This window comes from Sphingomonas degradans (assembly GCF_053502645.1).
The window spans coordinates 891,129-911,714 of sequence record NZ_CP177172.1 but is presented as its reverse complement, the minus strand read 5'-3'; the positions used below and the strand labels follow the sequence as shown (position 1 = coordinate 911,714).

General features: G+C 67.2%; 16 protein-coding genes. 2 read left to right on the top strand and 14 right to left on the bottom strand.

Features of this window, described 5'->3' with window-relative positions; translation table 11 throughout:
* Positions 1-5 precede the first annotated feature (5 nt).
* Complete coding sequence (locus tag ACG3SL_RS04230; protein ID WP_448663894.1) at positions 6-1,016, top strand: aldo/keto reductase; 1,011 nt, start codon at positions 6-8, stop codon at positions 1,014-1,016.
* A gap of 37 nt (positions 1,017-1,053) precedes the next feature.
* Positions 1,054-2,361, top strand: coding sequence for an L-fucose:H+ symporter permease (fucP, locus tag ACG3SL_RS04225; protein ID WP_448663893.1), 1,308 nt, complete (start codon positions 1,054-1,056; stop codon positions 2,359-2,361).
* A gap of 16 nt (positions 2,362-2,377) precedes the next feature.
* On the opposite strand, the gene ACG3SL_RS04220 is transcribed toward fucP, so the two are convergent.
* The 14 genes from ACG3SL_RS04220 to ACG3SL_RS04155 all read right to left on the bottom strand — a co-directional run bounded on the left by ACG3SL_RS04220 (position 2,378) and on the right by ACG3SL_RS04155 (position 20,581).
* Positions 2,378-2,851 carry a hypothetical protein gene (locus ACG3SL_RS04220; protein ID WP_448663892.1) on the bottom strand — a complete coding sequence of 158 codons (474 nt, stop codon included), beginning with the start codon at positions 2,849-2,851 and terminating at the stop codon, positions 2,378-2,380.
* Positions 2,852-2,905: 54 nt separating this feature from the next.
* The gene (locus ACG3SL_RS04215) at positions 2,906-4,621 is read right to left on the bottom strand and encodes a hypothetical protein (RefSeq protein ID WP_448663891.1); all 1,716 of its coding nucleotides are present in this window, start codon (positions 4,619-4,621) and stop codon (positions 2,906-2,908) included.
* A gap of 11 nt (positions 4,622-4,632) precedes the next feature.
* Positions 4,633-5,715, bottom strand: coding sequence for a protein-glutamate methylesterase/protein-glutamine glutaminase (locus tag ACG3SL_RS04210; RefSeq protein ID WP_448663890.1), 1,083 nt, complete (start codon positions 5,713-5,715; stop codon positions 4,633-4,635).
* A 3-nt stretch (positions 5,716-5,718) separates the two neighbouring features.
* On the bottom strand, positions 5,719-6,531 hold the full coding sequence (locus ACG3SL_RS04205) for a CheR family methyltransferase (protein ID WP_448665064.1): 813 nt from the start codon (positions 6,529-6,531) through the stop codon (positions 5,719-5,721).
* Positions 6,532-6,643: 112 nt separating this feature from the next.
* On the bottom strand, positions 6,644-7,129 hold the full coding sequence (locus ACG3SL_RS04200) for a chemotaxis protein CheW (protein ID WP_448663889.1): 486 nt from the start codon (positions 7,127-7,129) through the stop codon (positions 6,644-6,646).
* On the bottom strand, positions 7,126-8,925 hold the full coding sequence (locus ACG3SL_RS04195; RefSeq protein ID WP_448663887.1) for a methyl-accepting chemotaxis protein: 1,800 nt from the start codon (positions 8,923-8,925) through the stop codon (positions 7,126-7,128). Before ACG3SL_RS04195 ends, ACG3SL_RS04200 begins: the two co-directional genes overlap by 4 nt.
* 64 nt (positions 8,926-8,989) lie before the next feature.
* Positions 8,990-10,903, bottom strand: coding sequence for a HAMP domain-containing methyl-accepting chemotaxis protein (locus tag ACG3SL_RS04190; protein ID WP_448663886.1), 1,914 nt, complete (start codon positions 10,901-10,903; stop codon positions 8,990-8,992).
* A gap of 64 nt (positions 10,904-10,967) precedes the next feature.
* Positions 10,968-12,629 (bottom strand): methyl-accepting chemotaxis protein, encoded by a 1,662-nt coding sequence (locus ACG3SL_RS04185; protein ID WP_448663885.1) that lies wholly within the window; start codon positions 12,627-12,629, stop codon positions 10,968-10,970.
* Between the two features lie 18 nt (positions 12,630-12,647).
* Positions 12,648-13,160, bottom strand: coding sequence for a chemotaxis protein CheW (locus ACG3SL_RS04180; RefSeq protein WP_448663884.1), 513 nt, complete (start codon positions 13,158-13,160; stop codon positions 12,648-12,650).
* A gap of 4 nt (positions 13,161-13,164) precedes the next feature.
* On the bottom strand, positions 13,165-15,138 hold the full coding sequence (locus ACG3SL_RS04175) for a chemotaxis protein CheA (protein ID WP_448663883.1): 1,974 nt from the start codon (positions 15,136-15,138) through the stop codon (positions 13,165-13,167).
* On the bottom strand, positions 15,135-15,503 hold the full coding sequence (locus ACG3SL_RS04170) for a response regulator (RefSeq protein ID WP_448663882.1): 369 nt from the start codon (positions 15,501-15,503) through the stop codon (positions 15,135-15,137). Before ACG3SL_RS04170 ends, ACG3SL_RS04175 begins: the two co-directional genes overlap by 4 nt.
* Entirely contained in the window at positions 15,500-15,811 is a 312-nt protein-coding gene (locus ACG3SL_RS04165; protein WP_448663881.1) for an STAS domain-containing protein, read from the bottom strand. Before ACG3SL_RS04165 ends, ACG3SL_RS04170 begins: the two co-directional genes overlap by 4 nt.
* Before the next feature lie 208 nt (positions 15,812-16,019).
* A complete protein-coding gene (locus ACG3SL_RS04160) occupies positions 16,020-17,654 on the bottom strand; it encodes an FAD-dependent oxidoreductase (protein WP_448663880.1) in 1,635 nt (544 codons plus the stop codon).
* On the bottom strand, positions 17,654-20,581 hold the full coding sequence (locus ACG3SL_RS04155; RefSeq protein ID WP_448663879.1) for a TonB-dependent receptor: 2,928 nt from the start codon (positions 20,579-20,581) through the stop codon (positions 17,654-17,656). Before ACG3SL_RS04155 ends, ACG3SL_RS04160 begins: the two co-directional genes overlap by 1 nt.
* Positions 20,582-20,586: the final 5 nt, after the last annotated feature.

Genomic DNA, 20,586 nt, shown 5'->3' with positions numbered 1-20,586 from the left:
CCCGCATGACTCAGTCCCGCCCTGCTCTTCTCGATCGCCTGGCTACCAGCGGCCCCTTCGGTTTCGGGGCCTCGACGCTCGGCAATCTCTATCGCGCGATCGATGAAGCAGCGGCGCTCGCCACGGTCGACGCAGCGTGGGACCACGGCGTGCGCTATTTCGATACCGCGCCCTTCTATGGCTTCGGCCTCAGCGAGCGGCGACTGGGCGACGCGCTGCGGGGGCGCCCGCGCGATGCCTTTGTCCTGTCCACCAAGGTCGGGCGGCTGCTCGTGCCGGGCGAGGCGACCGCAGAGCGGCACGGGTTCCATTCGCCGATGCCGTTCGATCCGGTGTTCGACTATAGCTATGACGGCGTCATGCGCTCGGTAGAGGCGAGCCTGCACCGGCTCGGCCTGGCGCGGATCGACATCCTCTACATGCACGATCTCGGCCGGGTGACCCATGGCGCAGCGCATGAAGCGTATCGCGCACAAGCGGCGGAAGGCTTCCGCGCCATGACGGCGCTGCGCGACCAGGGGGTCGTCGCCGCGATCGGGCTGGGGGTCAACGAAGTCGAGATCTGCGCCGACAGCATCGACCGCGCCGATCTCGACATACTGATGATCGCGGGCCGCTACACACTGCTGAACCCGGAAGGCGCAGCGTTCTTCGACACGTGCCGCGCGCGCGGCATCGGCGTGGTCGCGGCCGGGGTCTTCAATTCGGGAATATTGGCGACGGGCGCGCAAGGGGAATCGGCGCATTACGACTACGGCCCCGCGCCGGTCGACATCGTGGCACGCGTCGATGCGCTGGAGCGATGCTGCGCGCAGTTCGGCGTCCCCCTGCCGGCAGCGGCGCTGCAATTCGTGGCGGCGCATCCGGCGGTGACCGCCACGGTGATCGGCACCGGCAATCCGGGGCGGATCGCCCAGACCGCCGCGCTGGCGCGCCACGCCATCCCCGCCGCGTTCTGGGAGGCTCTGGCGGCGAAAGGGCTGATCGGCGACGGGGCCTCTGTCCCACGCCCCTGACCGAAAAATCGATAACGATAAAAGGGAGATGGAGAAGATGACCGCAGCAAGCGCGCCGACCGATCCGGGGCAGCCGCCCCTTGGCTTCATCACCCCCGCCTATCGCTGGGGCTTTGCGCTGATCGTCAGCCTGTTCTTCCTGTGGGCGTTGGCGAACAACCTCAACGACATCCTGATCCGTCAGTTCCAGAAGTCACTGGGGCTAGACCGGGCGCAGGCCGGGTTCATCCAATTCGTCTTTTATATCGGCTATTTCGTCGTCGCGCTTCCCGCCGGGCTGCTGATGCGGCGGTTCGGGTATCGCGCGGGCGTGCTGACCGGGCTGGTCCTTTATGCGATCGGCGCGGCGCTGTTCTACCCCGCGTCGCTGATGCTCAGCTTCGGCATGTTCCTCTTCGCGTTGTTCCTGATCGCAGCGGGCGCCGCGTGCCTGGAGACGACCGCCAACGTCTATACCGGCGCGTTCGGCGATCCGGCCACGGCGGTGCAGCGGCTGAACCTGGCCCAGGCGTTCAACGGACTGGGCGGCTGCATCGCCCCTGCGCTCGGCGGCATGCTGATCTTCTCCGGCGTCGAGCATTCGACCAACACCCTCACCGCCATGTCGCCCGCCGAGCTCGCGGCCTATCGCGCGGCGGAGGCCGCGACGGTGCAGCTTCCCTATGCACTGCTCGCCATTGCCGCGCTTGGCGTGGCGGCGGCCGTCGCCGCAGCCCGCCTGCCCGCCGCCAGCGCGCCCGGCGAGAGCTCGCTTCGCGCGCAGTTCGGCACGGTGACGCGCCACCGCCCGTTGATCGGCGCGGTCATCGCGCAGTTCTTCTATGTCGGTGCGCAGGTCGGCATCTGGAGCTATTTCATCGATTTCGTGAAGGACGCGACGCCCTGGGTCTCGGAGCGGCAGGGCGCGTATCTCCTGTCGGGGAGCCTGGTGCTGTTCATGCTCGGTCGCTTCACGGGCACTGCGCTGATGGCGCGGGTCCGCCCGACGCGGCTGCTGGGTGCCTATGCACTGGCCAATGTCGCGCTGTGCGCCGTCGCCGCGACCGCACCCGGATGGATTGCCGTCGCCGCGCTGGTGCTGACCAGCTTCTTCATGTCGATCATGTTCCCGACGATCTTCGGGCTGGGCGTGGAATCGCTCGGCGCGGCGCGCCCTCTGGGATCGTCGTTCCTCATCATGGCGATCATCGGCGGAGCGCTGTTTCCGCCGGTCATGGGCTTCATCGCCGTGCACACCGGCGGCATCGCCACGGCATTGCTGCTGCCGCTTGCCGCCTTTGTCGTCATTGCCGCCTATGCCCGGCGCGCCGCCGGGAGCGAAACCGAAAGCCCGGCCCCGGCCTGACCGGCCAGGCCCGCCTTTAACCCGGGACCACGACGTTGCCCGGCAGTCGCCAGACCGTCAGGCCAAGCGCCGGTTCGGCCTGGCTGAAGAATCGTCGAGCCGGTCGACATAATAAGTGCCGCTCACCGGGCGGGAAGCCATGGTCTCGTTCGTCAGGAATCCTGCCCCGCCGATAGCGGTTGAGTTCGGCCACCACCTGCCGCAGCGGCATCTGGCGAAAAATCAGCGTCCCGGACTGCCACGCCGTCAGCACCGCCGCGTCGAGCCCGCGCCGATCCCCTGCGCGGTATAGCGCACCTCGTCCGCCGCGCGCAGGGCGCGGCGCTCCTGTCCCCAGCGCACCTGCGTCTCGCCGGCCAGGCTGGTGATGCAGATCTCCTCCCCCTCGCGGCGCGCATTGAAGCGCCCGGCGCACCACGCTCGTCCCCGCCCCCGCCACCAGCGCCACCGATCCGGCCTTGCCGCTGGACAGCAGCGATGCGGCGGACACCCCCGGTCCTGTCAATGAACCTTGGTACAAGCGCGCCGCTGCGGCGAAACGGGTTCAGAACAGCCCGTCGTCATCATCGTCATCGTCCGCGACCTCGGCCACCCCCATGTCGGTGCCCGGAACATAGTCGCGGTGGACCTCGCGCTCGCGCGCCATGGTGTAGCTGCGCAGGATCGTGTCGAACAGCGCGGCCATCGCCGGCTGCGCCGCTTCGGGAATCACGTCCTGCGCCGCGCCAAAGCCCGCCAGCAATTCGGCATGGTCGGCCATCGCCCGCCCCACGGCGTCGCAATCGACGGCTTCGGTGGTGTTGCGCAGCATGTCGGCGATCACGGATGCATCATCGCCCAGCCCCGCCATGCCCTCGCGCATCCGCTGCCCCCCGGCGCGGATACACTCCAGCGAGTCCGCCAGCGATTGGGTGACCTCCGCATCCTCCTGCCCGCGTATCGCGCCGGCGGCGGCCGTCAGTTGCTCGAACAACGTGCCGATCCGGTCCGAAATCTCCTCCAGCATCACGGCAAAGCCGCGTATTTCGGACGCGATCACCGCGAGCCCCCGTCCCGCATCTCCCATCCTGTAGCAGCGCAGATCGGTGTTCCACGCCATGTGCTGCACGTCGTTCTTCACCCGATGGACATTGCGCAGCCGCGCGCCCAGATGCTCGGCGGTGGTGGAGGTGGCGCTCCCCAGCCGCTGTGCATGGGCATCGGCTTCACGCAGCCGCCCGGTGACGTTCTCCGCCTCCGCCACGCTCTTTTCCAGCCCGGCGAGGAACGCAGCCTCGCTCTCCGTCCCCCCTGCATCTCCGCCCTGACGGAATTCCAGCAATTCAGCGGCGCGCGGCGCGATCCCGTGCAGGCTCTGCATCAACAGCCCGGCCTCGCGCTGGAAATCGCGTGCCGTATCCGCCGCCTGTGCAGCGAGCAGCGCGATGGCATGCCCCCGGATGGCCTCGGCATGCGCGGGGTCGATCTCGGGATGCGCTTCGGCAAAGGCCGCCACCGTGCCCAGCCCCTCCACGACATGCTCGATCCGCTGGCGCGTGATGTCGCCGATCTGCAACGCGCCCAGCGCAGTCGCCACCGTGGTGCGCACGGCGCGCGCAACGGTGGCGACCTGCCCTGCCCGCTCGGCCAGCGCCATCTGGTAGTGCTGGAGCGCCAGCGCGTCCCCGGCCAGGCTCTCGGGCACATGCGGGACCACCGCCGCGCATTCGGCGGCCAGCCGCTCCTCGACGCCGAACACGTCGGGCACGGTGGTTGCCAATCGCTCGATCTCCACGGCGATGCCGGCCATCTCCGCCTCGGCCACGTCCAGCTTGGCGAACATGCCGTCGGCGAAATCCCCGAACTCGCCCATCCCGGCCGCCGCCACCTTGATGTTGAGCCCGCAGATCCGCAGGAAACTGAGCGTGCGGTGGACCCGGTCGATCTCGCGGCGCAGCGCCGGGCCGATCGCCTGCACGGCGTGCAACGCCTCGGCCCGCGCCGCCTGCAGCGTGGGCAGGTGGAGCAGCCGGTCCGCCGTGCCGCGCATGTTGGCGATGGCCACCGCCGTGCCTTCGCCGTCCATGGCATTGGTCACGCGCTCCAGCGCGGCGACGAGCTTCTCGACCACCGCATAGGTCTGCGACAGCGCCGACCCCGCCGTGACGAAGCGCGCATCCAGCCCGCTGGCCATCGCCTCCAGCGCGGTGCGCAGCGTTTCCAGCGTGTCCCGGCCATCCTGCGGAGCGGGAGCAAAGGCGCCTGCGGCCTCGAAATGCATTGCCATATCCATTACCGGTTAGCCGCTGCCAGCATGTGGCGGGCGATCTGGTTGAGCGGGATCACGCGGTCCGCCGCCCCGCGCGCAATCGCTTCCTTGGGCATCCCGAACACGATCGAGCTTGCCTCGTCCTGGGCGAAGGTCACGGCCCCCGCCTGTTTCATCTCCAGCAGCCCGCGCGCGCCGTCATCGCCCATGCCGGTCATGATGACGCCGACGGCGTTCGACCCCGCCGAGCGCGCCGCCGATCGGAACAGCACGTCCACCGACGGGCGGTGCCGCGACACCAACGGCCCCTCGCGCACGCTGACATGATAGCGCGCCCCCTGGCGCTCCAGCATCATATGCCGCCCGCCGGGCGCGATCAGCACATGCCCGCGCAGTACCACGTCGCCATCGCTGGCCTCCTTTACGTCGACTTCGCACAGCCCGTTCAGCCGCTGCGCAAAGGCGCGGGTGAAATTCTCGGGCATGTGCTGGACCACCACGATCCCCGGCGCGTTGGCGGGCAGCGCCTGGAGCACTTCGCGCAGCGCCTCGGTCCCGCCCGTGGACGCGCCCAGGCACAGCACCATCTCGGTCGTGCGGCTCATCGCCTTGCCGCTGGGGGGCGGCAGCACCGCGTCGGCGGTCAGCTTCTTCTCGGGCCCATCGGTGCGCGCACGCACGGCGGCACGCCCACGTACGCGGGCGCGCGCGGCCCCCTTCACGACGTCGCGAATCTGCAGGTTATGCTCGGCCAGATGGTCCGCCACGCCGATGCGCGGCTTCAGGATCACGTCCACCGCGCCTGCCTCCATCGCCTGGAGCAGCGTCTCCGAACCCTCTTCGGTCAGCGACGAACACATCACCACCGGCACCGGGCATTGCACCATCAGCTTCTTGAGGAACGTGATGCCGTCCATGCGCGGCATCTCCACGTCCAGCGTGATGACGTCGGGCACTTCCTCCTGGATGTGCCGCGCCGCGCTGAACGGGTCGGCGGCGGCGGCCATGACTTCGATATCGGGGTCCTCCTCCAGCACCGCCGTCATCATCTGGCGCACGCTGGCGGAATCATCGACCACCAGGACGCGGATCTTGCCGTTCTTCATGGCTCAGTTCCGCCGGAACACGGTGTTGGCCACCTGCTTGATCGGCAGGTTGTGCCCCGCGATCGATTCCGAATGGCCAAGGAACAGGTAGCCGCCCGGCGCCAGGCAATCGACCAGCCGCGACACCACGCGCTGCTGCGTCGGCTTGTCGAAATAGATCAGCACGTTGCGGCAAAATATCATGTCCATCGCCGCGCCGACCGGATAGCGATCGTCCATCAGGTTGAGCCGCGCAAAGCCGACCGCACTGCGCAAAGCGGGCACGATCCGTACGTCGCTGCGCTGCGCATCGCGCGCGAACGCGACATATTTGCGCAGCAGCGTGGTCGGCACCGGCTCCACGGCCTCGGCCGGATAGATGCCCAGGCGCGCGGTCTCCAGCACTTCGGTATCGATGTCGGTCGCCAGGATGCCATAGGACGGCCCGCCGGTGCGGCTGGCGAAATCGTCGAGCACCATCGCGATCGTATAGGGCTCGGGCCCAGTCGAGCAGGCGGCGCTCCACACGCGGAGGCGCTCGACGCCCGAGGCGGCATAGGCCGGCAGGATCACGCGCTCCAGATAGTCGAAATGCGCGGGCTCGCGGAAAAAGTCGGTCTTGTTGGTCGTGACCGCATTGAGCAGGTACAGCGCCTCTGCCTCCAGCCCGCCCTCGGCGAACACATGGTCGCAATAGGCATCCAGCGACGGCAGCGACAATGCGCGCATCCTCCGGCGCAGTCGCCCCTCCAGCATCGTCTTCTTGCTGTCGGGCATCTTTATGCCCGCCGTTTCATAGATATAGGCGGCAAGCTGGGTGAAGTGGCGGCGGCTGATCTGTTCGTTCGCCGGACCAGCGGGGACGCGAGCGCGAGTAAGGACGGCGGCTTCGGACAAGAGGCGGCTCCAATTCGGGGTGGTTCCGGGCACGGCGGCCCGGAACAGGCATTCAGGCGGCGGAGGCGATCGGCGGCTGCAACAGCGCCACGTCCGCGGACGAGAACACGCGGGCGATATCGACCAGCACGACGAACCCGTCGGCGCGCTTCACGACGCCGCCGATATAGTCGGAGGGCCAGCGCACCCCGATATCGGGCGCGCCCTCAATCTGGTCGCTGCGGAACGTGCTGACCTCCAGCACGCGGTCCACCACCAGCCCGAGCATCAGCGCGCGATCCTCCAGCGGCACGTCCACCACCAGGATTCGCGTGCTGGGGGTCGGCTCCGCCCGCGGCAACCCAAGCCGCAGGCGGAAGTCGATGGTGGTAACGCCCTGTCCGCGCATGTCGGTGAGGCCGAGCAGATAGTCCGGCCCGTTCGGAATGCGGAACGTGTCGCGATAGTCGAGGATCTCGCGCACCAGCGTCACCGGCACTGCGAACACCTCTGCCCCCAGGCCGAAGGTTACGACCTGGATTTCGTGCGGGCCGCTCATGCCGCGCGCGCCCCGAACGCGGCATCCTCGGCATCCGGACCGCCATTGGCGAGATCGAGGGCAAAGCCCTGGATGCGCGCCTGCTGGTCGGCAACCGAGTTCGGGCGGGGCTTGGCCGCGCTGCGCGTCGTCGGCTTGCGCGCCGCCGTCGTGCGGGCCGCCGGCTTGGCCGCGCGAGCGCCCTGCCCGTCGATCCGGAAATAGGCGATGCTCGCCTGCAGTTCCTCGGCCTGTGCCGCCAGTTCCTCGGACGTGCTCGACACCTGCTCGGACGCACTGGCGTTCTGCTGCGTCACCTGGTCGAGCTGCTGGATCGCCTGGTTGATCTGGTTGGCACCGATATCCTGCTCGCGGCACGCCGCGCTGATTTCGGCCACCAGTTCCGCGGTACGGCGGATGTCGGGCACCAGCTTGGTCAGCATCTCACCCGCCTCGGTCGCGGCGCGCACCGTGTCGGTCGAGACCGAGCCGATTTCCGCCGCCGCCGTCTGGCTGCGTTCGGCGAGCTTGCGCACTTCGGATGCGACCACCGCAAAGCCCCGGCCATGTTCGCCCGCACGCGCCGCCTCGACGGCTGCGTTCAACGCCAGCAGGTCGGTCTGGCGGGCGATTTCCTGGACGATGCCGATCTTGTCGGCGATCGTCCGCATCGCGCCCACCGCGCGGTCCACCGCGATGCCGCTCGCCTCGGCGTCCTTGGACGACTGGCGCGCCATCTTCTCGGTCTGCGCCGCGTTGTCGGCGTTCTGTTTGATGTTGGCCGACATCTCTTCCATCGATGCCGATGCCTGCTCGGTCGCCGCCGCCTGCTCGGTCGAGCCCTGCGACATCTGTTCGGCGCTTGCCGACAGTTCCTGGCTGCCCGCCGACACATTGTTCGACGCCGCCGTCGCATCGCCCACCACGCCGCGCAGCCGCTCGACCATCTGGACCAGCGCATGGCCCAGCATGTCCTTGTCCGACAGCGGCCGGTGATCGACGGTCAGGTCACCGCCCGCGATCGTGTCGGCCAGCTTCGCGCTGGCGCGTAGGTTCACGGTCATGCGGTTGACGGTATCGACCAGGTCCTTGATCTCGTCGTTGCTGGTCACGGCCACGTCCTGCTCGAGATCGCCGATCGCCACGGCGTCGATCGCCACGCCGACCTTGCGCAGGCCCAGCGAGACCGTCCGCGAAATCCAGAAGGCGCTGCCCACCGCGAGAAGGAGCGCAAAGCCCGCGACGGTCAGAAGCGTCAGGCGCGACGTCGCGTACAGCGCGTCCGTCTCGGCATCGGTCGCCTGCATCCGCTTCTTCTGCAGATCGACGATCTTCTCGATCGTCGTCGACAGCACCGCCGCGAGCTTGCGCGAGTCGCCGATCGAAAGCGCCGCAGCCTGCTCGTTCTGGTTGGCCAGGCCCAGGTCGCGGACGCGGTTATTCACCGGCTTCAGCGCAGCCCAGCCATCGCGCGCGTCCGCCCATAATGCCTTGCCCTCGGGCGTCGCGGCCAATCCGACCCCTTCGTTGATCAGGGATTCGATCGTCGCCTGCTGCTTGCCCATCGAAGCGGCAAATTCCTGGCTCAGTTGTGCGTCGTTGGTCAGCGCAAGGTTCTTTTCGGTCCGCAACAGCTTGCTGATTTCGGTGTCGAGCGTCAGTGCGACTTCCAGTCGCTTGGCCGGCCCGTCGATCACTTGGGAAATCGCATCGTTCAGGCTGCTGAGCCGCAGGTTGGCGACCACAACCACCGCCAGCAGCATCGCGATGAGCAACGCGAAGGTCGCCCCCAATTTCAATTTTATAGTCGCACGCATCGGAAGAATCCCCCCTTATATGATGATGGTTGGCCGCGCCGCCGCCCCCGGGCGCGGTAGTGGATCAGGCCGCCTGGCCGCCGAACCTGGCATCGTCGGCGTCCGCACCGCCGTGTTGCAGGTCGAGCGCAAAGCCCTGCACCCGCGCCTTCTGGTCGGCGATCGAGCCGGAGCGCGGGAGCGCGCCGGGAGCCGGCTTGCGCGCGGCCATGCTGGCACGCCGCACCGGCTGGACGCGCGGGCCGCGATCGGTGTCGGATATGCGGAAGAACGCGATGCTCGCCTGAAGCTCCTCGGCCTGCGCCGCCAGTTCCTCGGACGTGCCGGCGACCTGTTCCGACGCGCTCGAATTCTGCTGGGTCACCTGGTCGAGCTGCTGGATCGCCTGGTTGATCTGGTTGGCGCCGATATCCTGCTCGCGGCACGCCGCGCTGATTTCGGCGACCAGTTCGGCGGTACGGCGGATGTCGGGCACCAGCTTGGTCAGCATCTCGCCCGCCTCGGTCGCGGCGCGCACGGTATCGGTCGAAACCGCGCCGATTTCCGCCGCCGCCGTCTGGCTGCGTTCGGCGAGCTTGCGCACTTCGGACGCCACCACCGCGAAGCCCCGGCCATGCTCGCCCGCACGCGCCGCCTCGACGGCTGCGTTCAGCGCGAGCAGGTCAGTCTGGCGGGCGATTTCCTGGACGATGCCGATCTTGTCGGCGATCGTCCGCATCGCGCCCACCGCGCGGTCCACCGCGATGCCGCTGGCTTCCGCATCCTTCGACGACTGGCGCGCCATCTTCTCGGTCTGCGCCGCGTTGTCGGCGTTCTGCTTGATGTTCGCCGACATCTCTTCCATCGATGCCGATGCCTGTTCGGTCGCCGCCGCCTGCTCGGTCGAGCCCTGCGACATCTGTTCGGCGCTGGCCGACAGTTCCTGGCTCCCCGCCGACACATTGTTCGACGCAACCGTCGCATCGCCCACCACCGAGCGCAGCCGCTCGATCATTTCGGCCAATGCGTTGCCCAGCATATCCCGGTCCGACAGCGGCTTGTGATCGACCGTCAGGTCGCCCGCCGCGATCGTGTCGGCCAGCTTGGCGCTGGCACGCAGGCTCTCGGTCATGCGCTTGAACGCGTGGCCCAGCACGTCCTTGTCCGACAAGGGCTGGTGATCGAGCGAAAGATCGCCAGCGGCAATCGTATCGGCCAGCGCCGCCGTCCGGCGCAGGTTCGCCATCATCCGGTTGACGGTATCGACCAGATCCTTGATCTCGTCGTTGCTGGTCACCACGACATCCTGCTCCAGGTCGCCGATCGCTGCGGCATCGATCGCGACGCCGATCTTGCCCAGGCCCTGCGAGACCGTCCGCGAAATCCAGACTGCCGCGGCAATGGCGATCAGGAATGCGATCCCGGCGGTCACGTACAGCATCGTACTGGCGGCGGCATAAAGTGCGGCTGCATCGGCATCGGCGCGACGCATGTCTTCCTTGGCGATCTCCACGATCCGCCCAACGGCCTCGCCCATCGCCCCGGCGATTTCGCGCGACCGCGTGATCGAAAGATCGCCGGCCTCCTGGTTACGGTTCACCATCGCAAGCGCGCGGATCTGATTGTTGACGGGCTCGTATTCATTGAATTTCGCCTGGATCTGCGCCCAGATCGGCCGCCCCCGCTCACTTGCCGAAGTATTGCCCTTGATGATGAGCGCTTGCAGGTCGTTGCGCGCCTTCATCAAGTCGCTGTCGAACTTGCGCGTCAGCGTTTCGTCGGTCGTCAGCGCCATGTTCTTCTCCATGCGAAGAACGTAGCTCACCTTCCCATCCACAGCCTGCGCGACTTCAAGCCGCTGTGCAGGCCCGTTGATCACGCTCGAAATCGTCGCATTCAGCGACGCCATCCGCGTCGTCGCGACATAGACGACCGCACCCAGCATCACGATGAGGGCGAAAAACGTTACCCCCAACTTCAGTTTTATTGTTCCGCGCATTGAATCAGTCCCGAACTTTGGGCGCTATAGCCTGGCATCAGAAGATGGATCGGCGTCGTATTTTCTACGCAGCCATTCCGAAATTGCTGTCTTCGGGATCGCTTCCGCCCTGTTGCAGGTCGAGCGCGAACCCGTTCAGCCGGGCCTGCTGGTCGGCAATCGATCCGGGCCGGGGCTTGGCGGCGCGCGCAGAGGTCGCGGATTTGCGCGTCGTCGGCGCCCGCTTCGGGCGTACGGAGTCGGAGACGCGGAAGAACGCGATGCTCGCCTGAAGCTCCTCGGCCTGCGCGGCCAGTTCCTCGGATGTGCCGGCGACCTGTTCGGACGCGCTCGAATTCTGTTGCGTCACCTGGTCGAGCTGCTGGATCGCCTGGTTGATCTGGTTGGCACCGATATCCTGCTCACGGCACGCCGCGCTGATTTCGGCCACCAGTTCCGCGGTTCGGCGGATGTCGGGGACCAGCCTGGTCAGCATCTCGCCCGCCTCGGTCGCGGCGCGCACCGTGTCGGTCGAGACGGCACCGATTTCCGCCGCCGCCGTCTGGCTGCGTTCGGCCAGCTTGCGCACTTCGGATGCCACCACGGCAAAGCCCCGGCCATGTTCGCCCGCACGCGCTGCCTCGACGGCTGCGTTCAGCGCCAGCAGGTCGGTCTGACGGGCGATTTCCTGGACGATGCCGATCTTCTCCGCGATCGTGCGCATCGCGCCCACCGCGCGGTCCACGGCGATACCGCTGGCCTCGGCGTCCTTGGACGACTGGCGCGCCATCTTCTCGGTCTGCGCGGCATTGTCGGCGTTCTGTTTGATATTGGCCGACATCTCTTCCATCGATGCCGATGCCTGCTCGGTCGCCGCCGCCTGCTCGGTCGAGCCCTGCGACATCTGTTCGGCGCTTGCCGACAGTTCCTGGCTCCCCGCCGACACATTGTTCGACGCCACCGTCGCATCGCCGACCACCGAGCGCAGCCGCTCGATCATCTCGTTCACATCGCCCAGCAACGCGCCGATTTCGTCGCGGCTCTTGATCTCGATGGTGCGGGTCAGGTCGCCCTCGGCCACCTGGCGCATCGCGGCGCCCGCCGTCTTGAGCCCGCGCCCGATCAGCAGCGACAGATACACCGCCGCCGCGCTGGTCAGCACGAACGCGATGACGCCCATCGTCACCAGCAGGTTGCGGGCGGACGCATAGAGGACATCGGTCTCGACGCTGGCTTCCTGCATCATCTGCTTCTGGATATCGACCAGCTGCGCCACCTTCTTGGTGATCGCCGCAGCGCGCTCGCGCGATTCGCCCATCGTCAGCGCGACAGCGCCGGTGCGGTCGGTCTCGCTCAGCTGGCGCACTCGCTCGTTGACCGGCTTGAAACCGTTCCACTGTTCACGCAGTTCGGCCCAGGTCGCGCGCGTCCGCTCGGATGCCTTGGCATTGGCCTGGGTGACGGCGTCCTCCACCCGGTCGCGCCAGGTTTCCAGCGACGTTTCCAGTTCGCGGCGCAGCGCCGGATTTTCCGCCATCGCCAGGTTCTTTTCGGCGCGGATCATCATGCTGACGCCGCCGTCCACCGTGCGGGCACGGTCCAGCTGCTGCGCCGGCCCCGCGATGACGCCGTTGATGGCGGTATTCAGTTCGTTGAGCCGCGACACGCCCAGCGTGATGATCCCGGCCATGATGGCGAGCAGGACCACAAAGGTAGCGCCCAGCTTGAATTTGATCGAAGCGTTCATGATGACGTTGCCCCCGTCTCAGTGGATGGTCGACGGAGCGCTTGCGGCATGATCGCCGCCGCCCGTCAGAACGTTGAAGATTGCGGTCAGGTCGGGAAGGACGATGACGCCCTCGTCCCGGCGCACCAGCTCGCGGACATATTCACGGCGCCAGCGCATCCCCACGGCGGGCGCGTCCTCGGCATCCGCCTTGTGCAGCGTGGCGACTTCGTGGACCTTGTCGGTCCGCACGCCCAGCTGGAGCTGCTCGCCCTCGGCATCGATTTCGATCACGACGATACGGCTATCCACGGTCGCCTCCGCCGCCGGCATGCCGAATGCCAGTCGAAGGTCGGCGATCGGGATGATCTTGCCGCGAAAATTGACCACGCTCCCCACCAGCGGCAGCGCGCCGGGCACCGCCGTTTCGGGCAGCAGGTCCAGGATCTCGCGGACCAGCACTGCTTCCAGTGCAAAGGTCTCGCCCCCCAGGTCGAAGGTCAGCACTTCCAGGCCGCCGGCGGCGTCCCATTGCGTTTGGCTCTTTTCCATTGGCTTACCCCACGGCACGAAGCCGTTCCTCCTGATGCTGGCCCAGCGCGACGAGCTGCGAAACGTCGAGGATCAGCGCCACGCCGCCATCCCCCAGGATCGTCGCCCCGGCGAAAGTGGTCACCGCCTGATGCAGCGGCGACATGGATTTGATGACGGTCTGGTGGCTGCCGATGATCTGGTCGACCACCAGCCCGACGCGCTCGGCGCCGGTGGCGATGACGACGATCTTCTGGTGAGGATCGGGCCGCGTGCCCGTCTCGAACATTTCGCGCAGCCGCAGGAACGGCACCAGCCGCTCGCGCAGCGTGATGAAGCTGCGTCCGCGCGAACGCAGGTCTTCCTCCAGGCTCAGCTCGATGCATTCCTCGACGGCAGCCAGTGGGATGACATAGCGCCCCTCGCCCACCCGCACGAGCAGCCCGTCGATGATCGCCAGCGTCAGCGGGATGCGCAGCACCACCGTCGATCCCTCACCAGGCGCGCTGGTGATGTCGATCGCGCCGCGCAGGCTCTCGATCGTGCGCTTCACCACGTCCATGCCGACGCCGCGCCCCGAAAGGTTGGTCACTGTCGCGGCGGTGGAGAAGCCGGGGTGGAAGATCATGTGGAGCAGTTCGGAATCGCTCAGCACCTGCCCCGGCTGGATCAGCCCGTGGCTTTCCGCCTTGGCGCGCACCCGATCGCGATCGATGCCGCGCCCGTCGTCGCGGATCGTGATCATCACTTCGCCGCCCGCCTGGCTGGCCGACAGCCGCACCGTGCCCGCCGCCGGCTTGCCCGCCGCGATACGGTCTTCGGGCGTCTCCAGCCCATGGTCGCACGCGTTGCGGATCAGGTGGACCATCGGGTCGGCCAGCCGCTCGATCACGGTCTTGTCGACTTCGGTGGTCTCGCCTTCGGTTTCCAGCAGGATCGTCTTGCCGGTTTCGCGCGACAGGTCGTGCACCAGCCGGCGAAACCGCCCGAACAGCGACGCGACCGGCACCATGCGCAGCACCATCATCGTGTCGCGCAGTTCGCTCGCCAGCCGCTCGATTTCCTCGGAGATCGAGCGCAGCACCATTTCCGCGCCCGTCACACTGCCCTGCGCCAGCTGTGACAGGCGGCTCTGGACGATCACCAGTTCGCCCACTCGGTCCATCAGCTCGTCGAGCCGCTCGGCGGGAACGCGCACGCTCTCGCTCGCCTTGGCGGTGGCGCGCGCGGTGGCCGGCTGGCCGGCGTCGTTAGCGGCCTGTACCGGCCCCGCTTCCGCGACCGGCGCTTCCTCGACCGCCGATTCCTCGGCGATTACGGGGGCCAGCGGCTCGATCGCCAGCTCCATGTCGTCCATCACGAAGATGAACACATCCTCGATATCCCCGCGCGCAATGTCGCCGCGCAGCTCGACATCCCAGCCGATATGGCATTCGGTCGGCACCAGATCGGCCAGCGTCGGCACCCAATCGGTACGCGCGACGATGCGGCACTCGCCCAGTTCGCGCAGCTCGTCGAGCAGCATCAGCGGGTTGGTGCCGTTGGCCATCGCCTCGGGCGGCAGGCGGAACGACAGCCGCCAGCCGGCCTCGCCCGCCGGGACTGCGGCTGCAGCAGCGTCCCCCGCCCCGTCGATCGCCGCCTGCAACGCCGCCAGGATCGCGTCGCCCGCCGCTTCCAGCCCGGCGCCGTCGCCATCGATCAGCGCGCGCATATGGTCCTTGGCCGACAGGATCACTGCCACCAGCGCCTGCGTCGCGGGCACCAGCCCCTTGCGCACGCGATCGAACGCGCTCTCGCAATGGTGGGTAAAGCTCGCCAGCGCATCAAAGCCGAACATCGCGCCCGAGCCCTTGAGCGTGTGCAGCCCGCGGAACACCGCGTCCACCAGGTCGCGGTCGTCCAGCCGGTGGCCCAGGTCGAGCAGATGCTCCTCGATCTGCGCGAGCAGGTCGCCCGCCTCGACGCGGAATGCCGCGATGGGGTCCAGCCCGTTCATCGGCCCAGCACCTTGCGAGAGACCTTGATGAGCTGTTCGGGGACGAACGGCTTGACCAGCCACCCGGTCGCGCCCGCCGCCTTGGCCTGCTGCTTCATCGCGTCATCGCTTTCGGTGGTGAGGAAGATGATGGGCGTGCCGCACTGGGCGGGGTCCTTGCGCAGCTCGCGGATCATCGTCAGCCCGTCCATGTTGGGCATGTTCAGGTCGGTGATGATGAGATCGAACGTCGCGGCCTTGGCGGCGTTCAGCCCCTCCACCCCGTCGCCCGCTTCGGTGACCGCATAGCCCGCGCCGGTCAGCGCGATCTTGATCGCCATACGCAGGCTGGGGGAATCATCGACTGTCAGAATGGATGCGCTCATCGCGGCAATTCTCCGTGAAACCAGAAGTCCAGGTCTTCGGGGCTGGCGTCCGTCGTGAACCCGCCCCGGTCGAGCAGCGCGCGCACGGCCCCCTGCGCCGGCGCGGCGAGGCGCAGCTGTCCGCCATGGCGTGCGGCATGGTCGCGCGCGGCGTGAACCGTCTGGACAAAGCTCAAGTCGACTTCGGCCACGTCGGACAGGTCGAGTATGACGTCAGGTTGCGCGTCGAACGCGGCAAGTAAATCGCGCTGGAACGGCGCGGCGGCGCGCACCGTCATTGCCCCAGGCAGTCGCATGGTCAGCTGCATGTTTCCCCCCAAATGGTCGCATTGCGCGCGTGCTCGCCCCACCTCGCGCAAATTCACGTACATTATAGAGGGCTCGCCCTATCCGGGGCGGTCCGCGTCCGGCTTTTTCCTTACGGAACTTGTCGTAAGGCGCGCGGACGCAAAAAAGCGGCCGGCGTCCCGGGGGATCGCCAGCCGCAAGGGGGTGTAGGAAAACGGTTCCGGCGGCTCAGCGCACGCCGGGCGGCAGGCTCAATATCTGTTGCTCGGCCGTCAGCCGCTCGCGCAGCCGGTCGTACGGCACGTCCTGCACCGGCACGCCCCGGTCGATCGCGATGTCGGCGGCGGCGGCGGCGGACTGGCCCAGGATCATGAACACCGGCTCCATGCGGATCGTGCCATAGGCGATGTGCGATGCAGACAGCGCGACGGGCACCAGCAGGTTGCTCGCCTGTCCCCGGCGCGGCACGATCGCGTCATAGGCGATTGGGTAGGCGTGGCCGACCGCCACTTCGATATTCCCCTCGTTCCGCGCAAAGCCGCGCGCATCGACCACGCGCTGCACATTGTGCGAGTCCATCTGGTACGATCCCATGCCGATCGGGCGCGGCGTCGGGCGCTGCCCTCGCACATGCGGCTCCGCCATCACGAAGTCCGACACCATCCGCCGCGCCTCGCGCACATAGATTTCGCGCGGCCAGCCGCCATTGGCAGTGAACTCGTCCTTGCACAGCCCCCATCGCCCCATTTCGGCGCGGGTTTCGGCGGGGACGCCGGGGTCGTTGGCCATGAACCACAACAGCCCCTGCTGATACCGCACATGCTCGCGCAGGATCGCCGCACGCTCGGCATCGCTGCCGGTGGGATAGCGATAGTTCATGCCGATATTGTCGAAGGAAAAGGCCCCAAAATTGTTCACATCGGCCTTGCCGTTCGGGATGCGATCGAATTTCTGGAAGAAGTTGCGATACCCCGCGTCCATGTATCGCTTGAGCAGCGCATACTGCCCCGCGTCATAGCCGGCGGGGCGCGGCAGCGGCAGCCGGTTGGCCGCCACGTCGGTCAGGCACAGGCGAAAGGTATAGGCCTGGATCTTGTCGTCCGCCGTGCCGTCCGCCGCCGGCTTCGCAGCGCTGATGCGCGGCAACAGCCCGCTGCGCGGATTGCCGGGCACGCGATAGGGGTCGATGTCGAGCGTGAACTGGTGGTTGGTGCTGTTCTTCACCTGCACGCCGTTCAGCGTCTCGCCATAGGTGGCGTTGGCCTCGCGCCCGGTGGTGAAGGCTACCCCCGCCCCGGCCATCAGGTCGCCTTCATAGCTGGCATCGATGAACACCCGGCCCGCAAAGCGTCGCCCGGCCTTGGACCGGAACGCGACGATGCGCCCGTTCGCCTTTTCCACCCCGCGCGCGCTGCGGTCGATCGGCTGGTTGCGCACCACCGTCACCCCGGCCTCGCGCACCCAGTCTTCCAGGATGCGCTCGGCCACCTTGGGCTCGAACTGCCACATCGCCTCGCCGTCGACGTAATTCTCCGCGCGCGCCGGGCGGGGTGCGAGGTTCCAGGCGGCGGGGTTGTCGTAATGCCGCTTCACCCGGCGATAGAATTCCAGCGACAGCCCGCCGATTGCCCGGTGGTTGCCGGTGTCGGACCAGCTTAGCCCGTTGGTGGTCATCCCGCCCAGATAACCGTCGCGGCACACCAACGTCACCGACCGCCCCAGCCTGCGCCCTTCCACCGCGGCGATCACGCCCCCGGCGGTGCAGCCATAGATCACGATGTCCGCAGGCTTTGGGGCCGGCGCCGCCCCGGTCAGCAACGCGACCGGGGCGAGCGCGGATACGCACAGCAACAATGCCCGCATCAGAAGGTCGCCGCGATGCCGGCGAAGATCCGGCGATCCTCGCGCACGCTGCTCAACAGCCGGTTGCGGTTCTGGAGATATTGCAGCTCGCCCGACTTGGTCAGGTTGATTGCCTCCAGCGTCAGCCGCACGCTCTTCGACAGGTTGATCTGGCCCGAAAAGTCCAGCTGCCCCCGCCCGGCGGCATAGGAACTGCCGCCCGCCGCCGCGCTGCCCTGCCCCTGCAGATACGAGTTGCGGTGGATATACGCCATCCGCAGCGACAGCAGCTTGTCCTCATAATAGCCGATCAGGTTGTAGCTGTGCTTCGACAGCCCCGGCAGCGGCAGCCGCTTCTGCGTCTCCTCGTCGATCAGCGGCGTCTCGCTGTCGACATAGGTGTAGTTGGCCTGCACGCCCAGATTGTCGAACGGCGCCGGCAGGAAGCGCAGCGATTGCTGGAAGGCGACTTCGAACCCCTTGATCTTGCCCGCCTTGCCATTGACCGGCTGGGTGATCTGGAACGTGCCATAGGTTTCGGACACGCCTGGGATGAACTCTTCCTGCGTCAGGTTGATCGTGAAGGAATCGACGTTCTTGTAGAATACCGCACCCGTCAGCGCGCTGGCCGGCGCGAAATACCATTCGAGCGTCGCGTCATACTGCGTCGCCTCATAAGGGCGCAGATTGGGGTTGCCGCGATTGCCGGTGCGCGAGACGAGCAGCGGCACGAAGCTCACCGCCACATCGGCCAGGCTGGGCCGCGCGACCACCTTGGCGGCGGCGGCGCGGAAGGTCAGGTTGTCGCGGATCGCCAGCGACAGGTTGGCGCTGGGCAGCCAGTAATCGAAGGTCGGCTTGGTCGCGGTCGGTTGCGTATCCGACAGATAGCCCGACGACAGCCGCTCCTGGCTGACATAGCGCACGCCGGCATTGCCGGTCAGCGGCATGCCGCCGATGTCGGTGTCGATATTGCCCTTGATATAGAATGCCAGCGTGTCCTGCTTCACATCCTTGATCGACACGCGGCCCAGCGGGATCGTGTCGGCGGCGGGCTTGGGTAGCCCGAACGCGTCGCGCGCGACATCCTGGTCCAGATGCCCGTCGAGCAGCTGGCGCGGGAAATTGCCGCTCACGCCGGGGAAATAACTGACCGTGCCGCTATACGTTACGCCGGGCAGTTCGTTGATCGTGATGATCCCGTCGCCATTCTTGTCGCCCTTGGCCAGCAGGCCGGCCACACCCGGAATATTCTGCGGCGCTTCGGAATAGAGGCTCAGATGCTCGAACCGCGAGCCCAGCTCGACCGAGGAGAGCGGGCCCCAGCGCGTGTGGATCTTGAAGTCCATCCGCGCGTCGAACCCGTCATTGTCGGTCACGATCGCCCCGTCGAAGATCGACGTCAGCCGGTATTGCGCCGGATCGAGCGCGTTGAAATTGGTCGCGAGCGAGATGTTCGGCACGGCGTTGCCGGTCAGAAAATCGAAGCTGGCGTTGGCGACGTTGCCGTCCTTCTGCACGACGACATAGGTCATCGAGCTGCCATTGGCAGGCTCCGAACTGGCCTTGCTGTACGAGGCATCGACCGACACTTCGACCACATCGGTCTTGTACTTGGTCGAGAAGCCGATGTTGCTCGATTCAAGCAGCGTCGGCGCATTGTAGATCAGCGGGCGCACCGTGACGTTGTTGAGCGTCCCGCTCACCACGGTCTTGTTGGCATCGGCAACCGCGCCGACATCGTTGTCATTGAGCAGTATCTGGTTGTTGATCCCCACGCGCTCGATATCGAGCCGCGAATAGGTGCCGTCGAGGATGATTTCCCAGCGATCGTCCGGGCGGAACTGCATCGATCCCTGCGCGGTCAGGCGGCGCTGGTCGCGCTTGTCCACCTTCTGCATCAGCCGGTTGGGACGGACGAGCCCGACATCGTTGATGCCGTCGCCATTGCCGTCGATGCCGTTCGTCCGCGTCCAGCCGCCGGTCTCGAAGCCATAGGACTGGGTGTGAATGCGCGAATAGGCGACCGTGCCCAATATGCCGAAACGGTCGCCGAACGTCTTGGAAATCAGTGCCGACCCGCGATAGCCCAGCTTGTCCGCCTGATCCGCGTACATCCCCTGGATACGCCCGCTCGCGACGAAATCGCCCAGTTCCAGCGGGCGCTTGGTCTTCAGGTTCACCGTCGCGCCCAGCGCGCCTTCGGGCATGTCGGCGGTGGGCGTCTTGCTCACGACGATGCTCGAAATGATCTCGGGGCTCAGCGATTCCAGCGAAGCGCCGCCGCCGCTGCTCGGACCCAGGAACGACCGGCCGTTGATCTCCAGCCGGTTCTGCGAAATCCCGCGCACGGTGAAGTTCGATCCCTCGCCCTCGCTACGGGTGATCTGCACGCCGGTGATGCGGCTCATCGATTCCGCGACATTCTGGTCCGGCAGCTTGCCGATGTCCTGTGCCGAGATGACGTCAACGATGTTGCCGGCGGCGCGCTTGACGTTGATCGATTGCTGCAACGATCCGCGAATGCCGGTGACGACGATTTCCTGCTCGGGCTCCGGCGCTTCCTGCACCGCTGCCGGCTCGGGCGCGGCCTGGATCGCGGGCGCATCGGTGGATGCGGGCGTATAGGCGGCCACGCGCGCATTCTGCCGCCGCAGCACGATCGCCCCGCCCGCCCGCACGGGAACCAGATCTGTGCCGGCCAGCAGCATGCGCAGTGCCGCCGTCACGTCCATCGACCCCGAAACCCGGTTGACCGCGACATTGTCGGCCAGCGGCGCGGGCACCATGATCTGGATGCCGGCCTGGTGCGCGAACATCGGGATGCCGGTGCTGGCGGGCTGCGCTGGCACATCGAAACGGCGGGTCTGCGCCGCAGCATCGGTTGCCGCCACGACACAGAGCGCAGTGGCGGCACAGCCCAGCCAGCGAGAACGCGCGAAACCCATAAGAC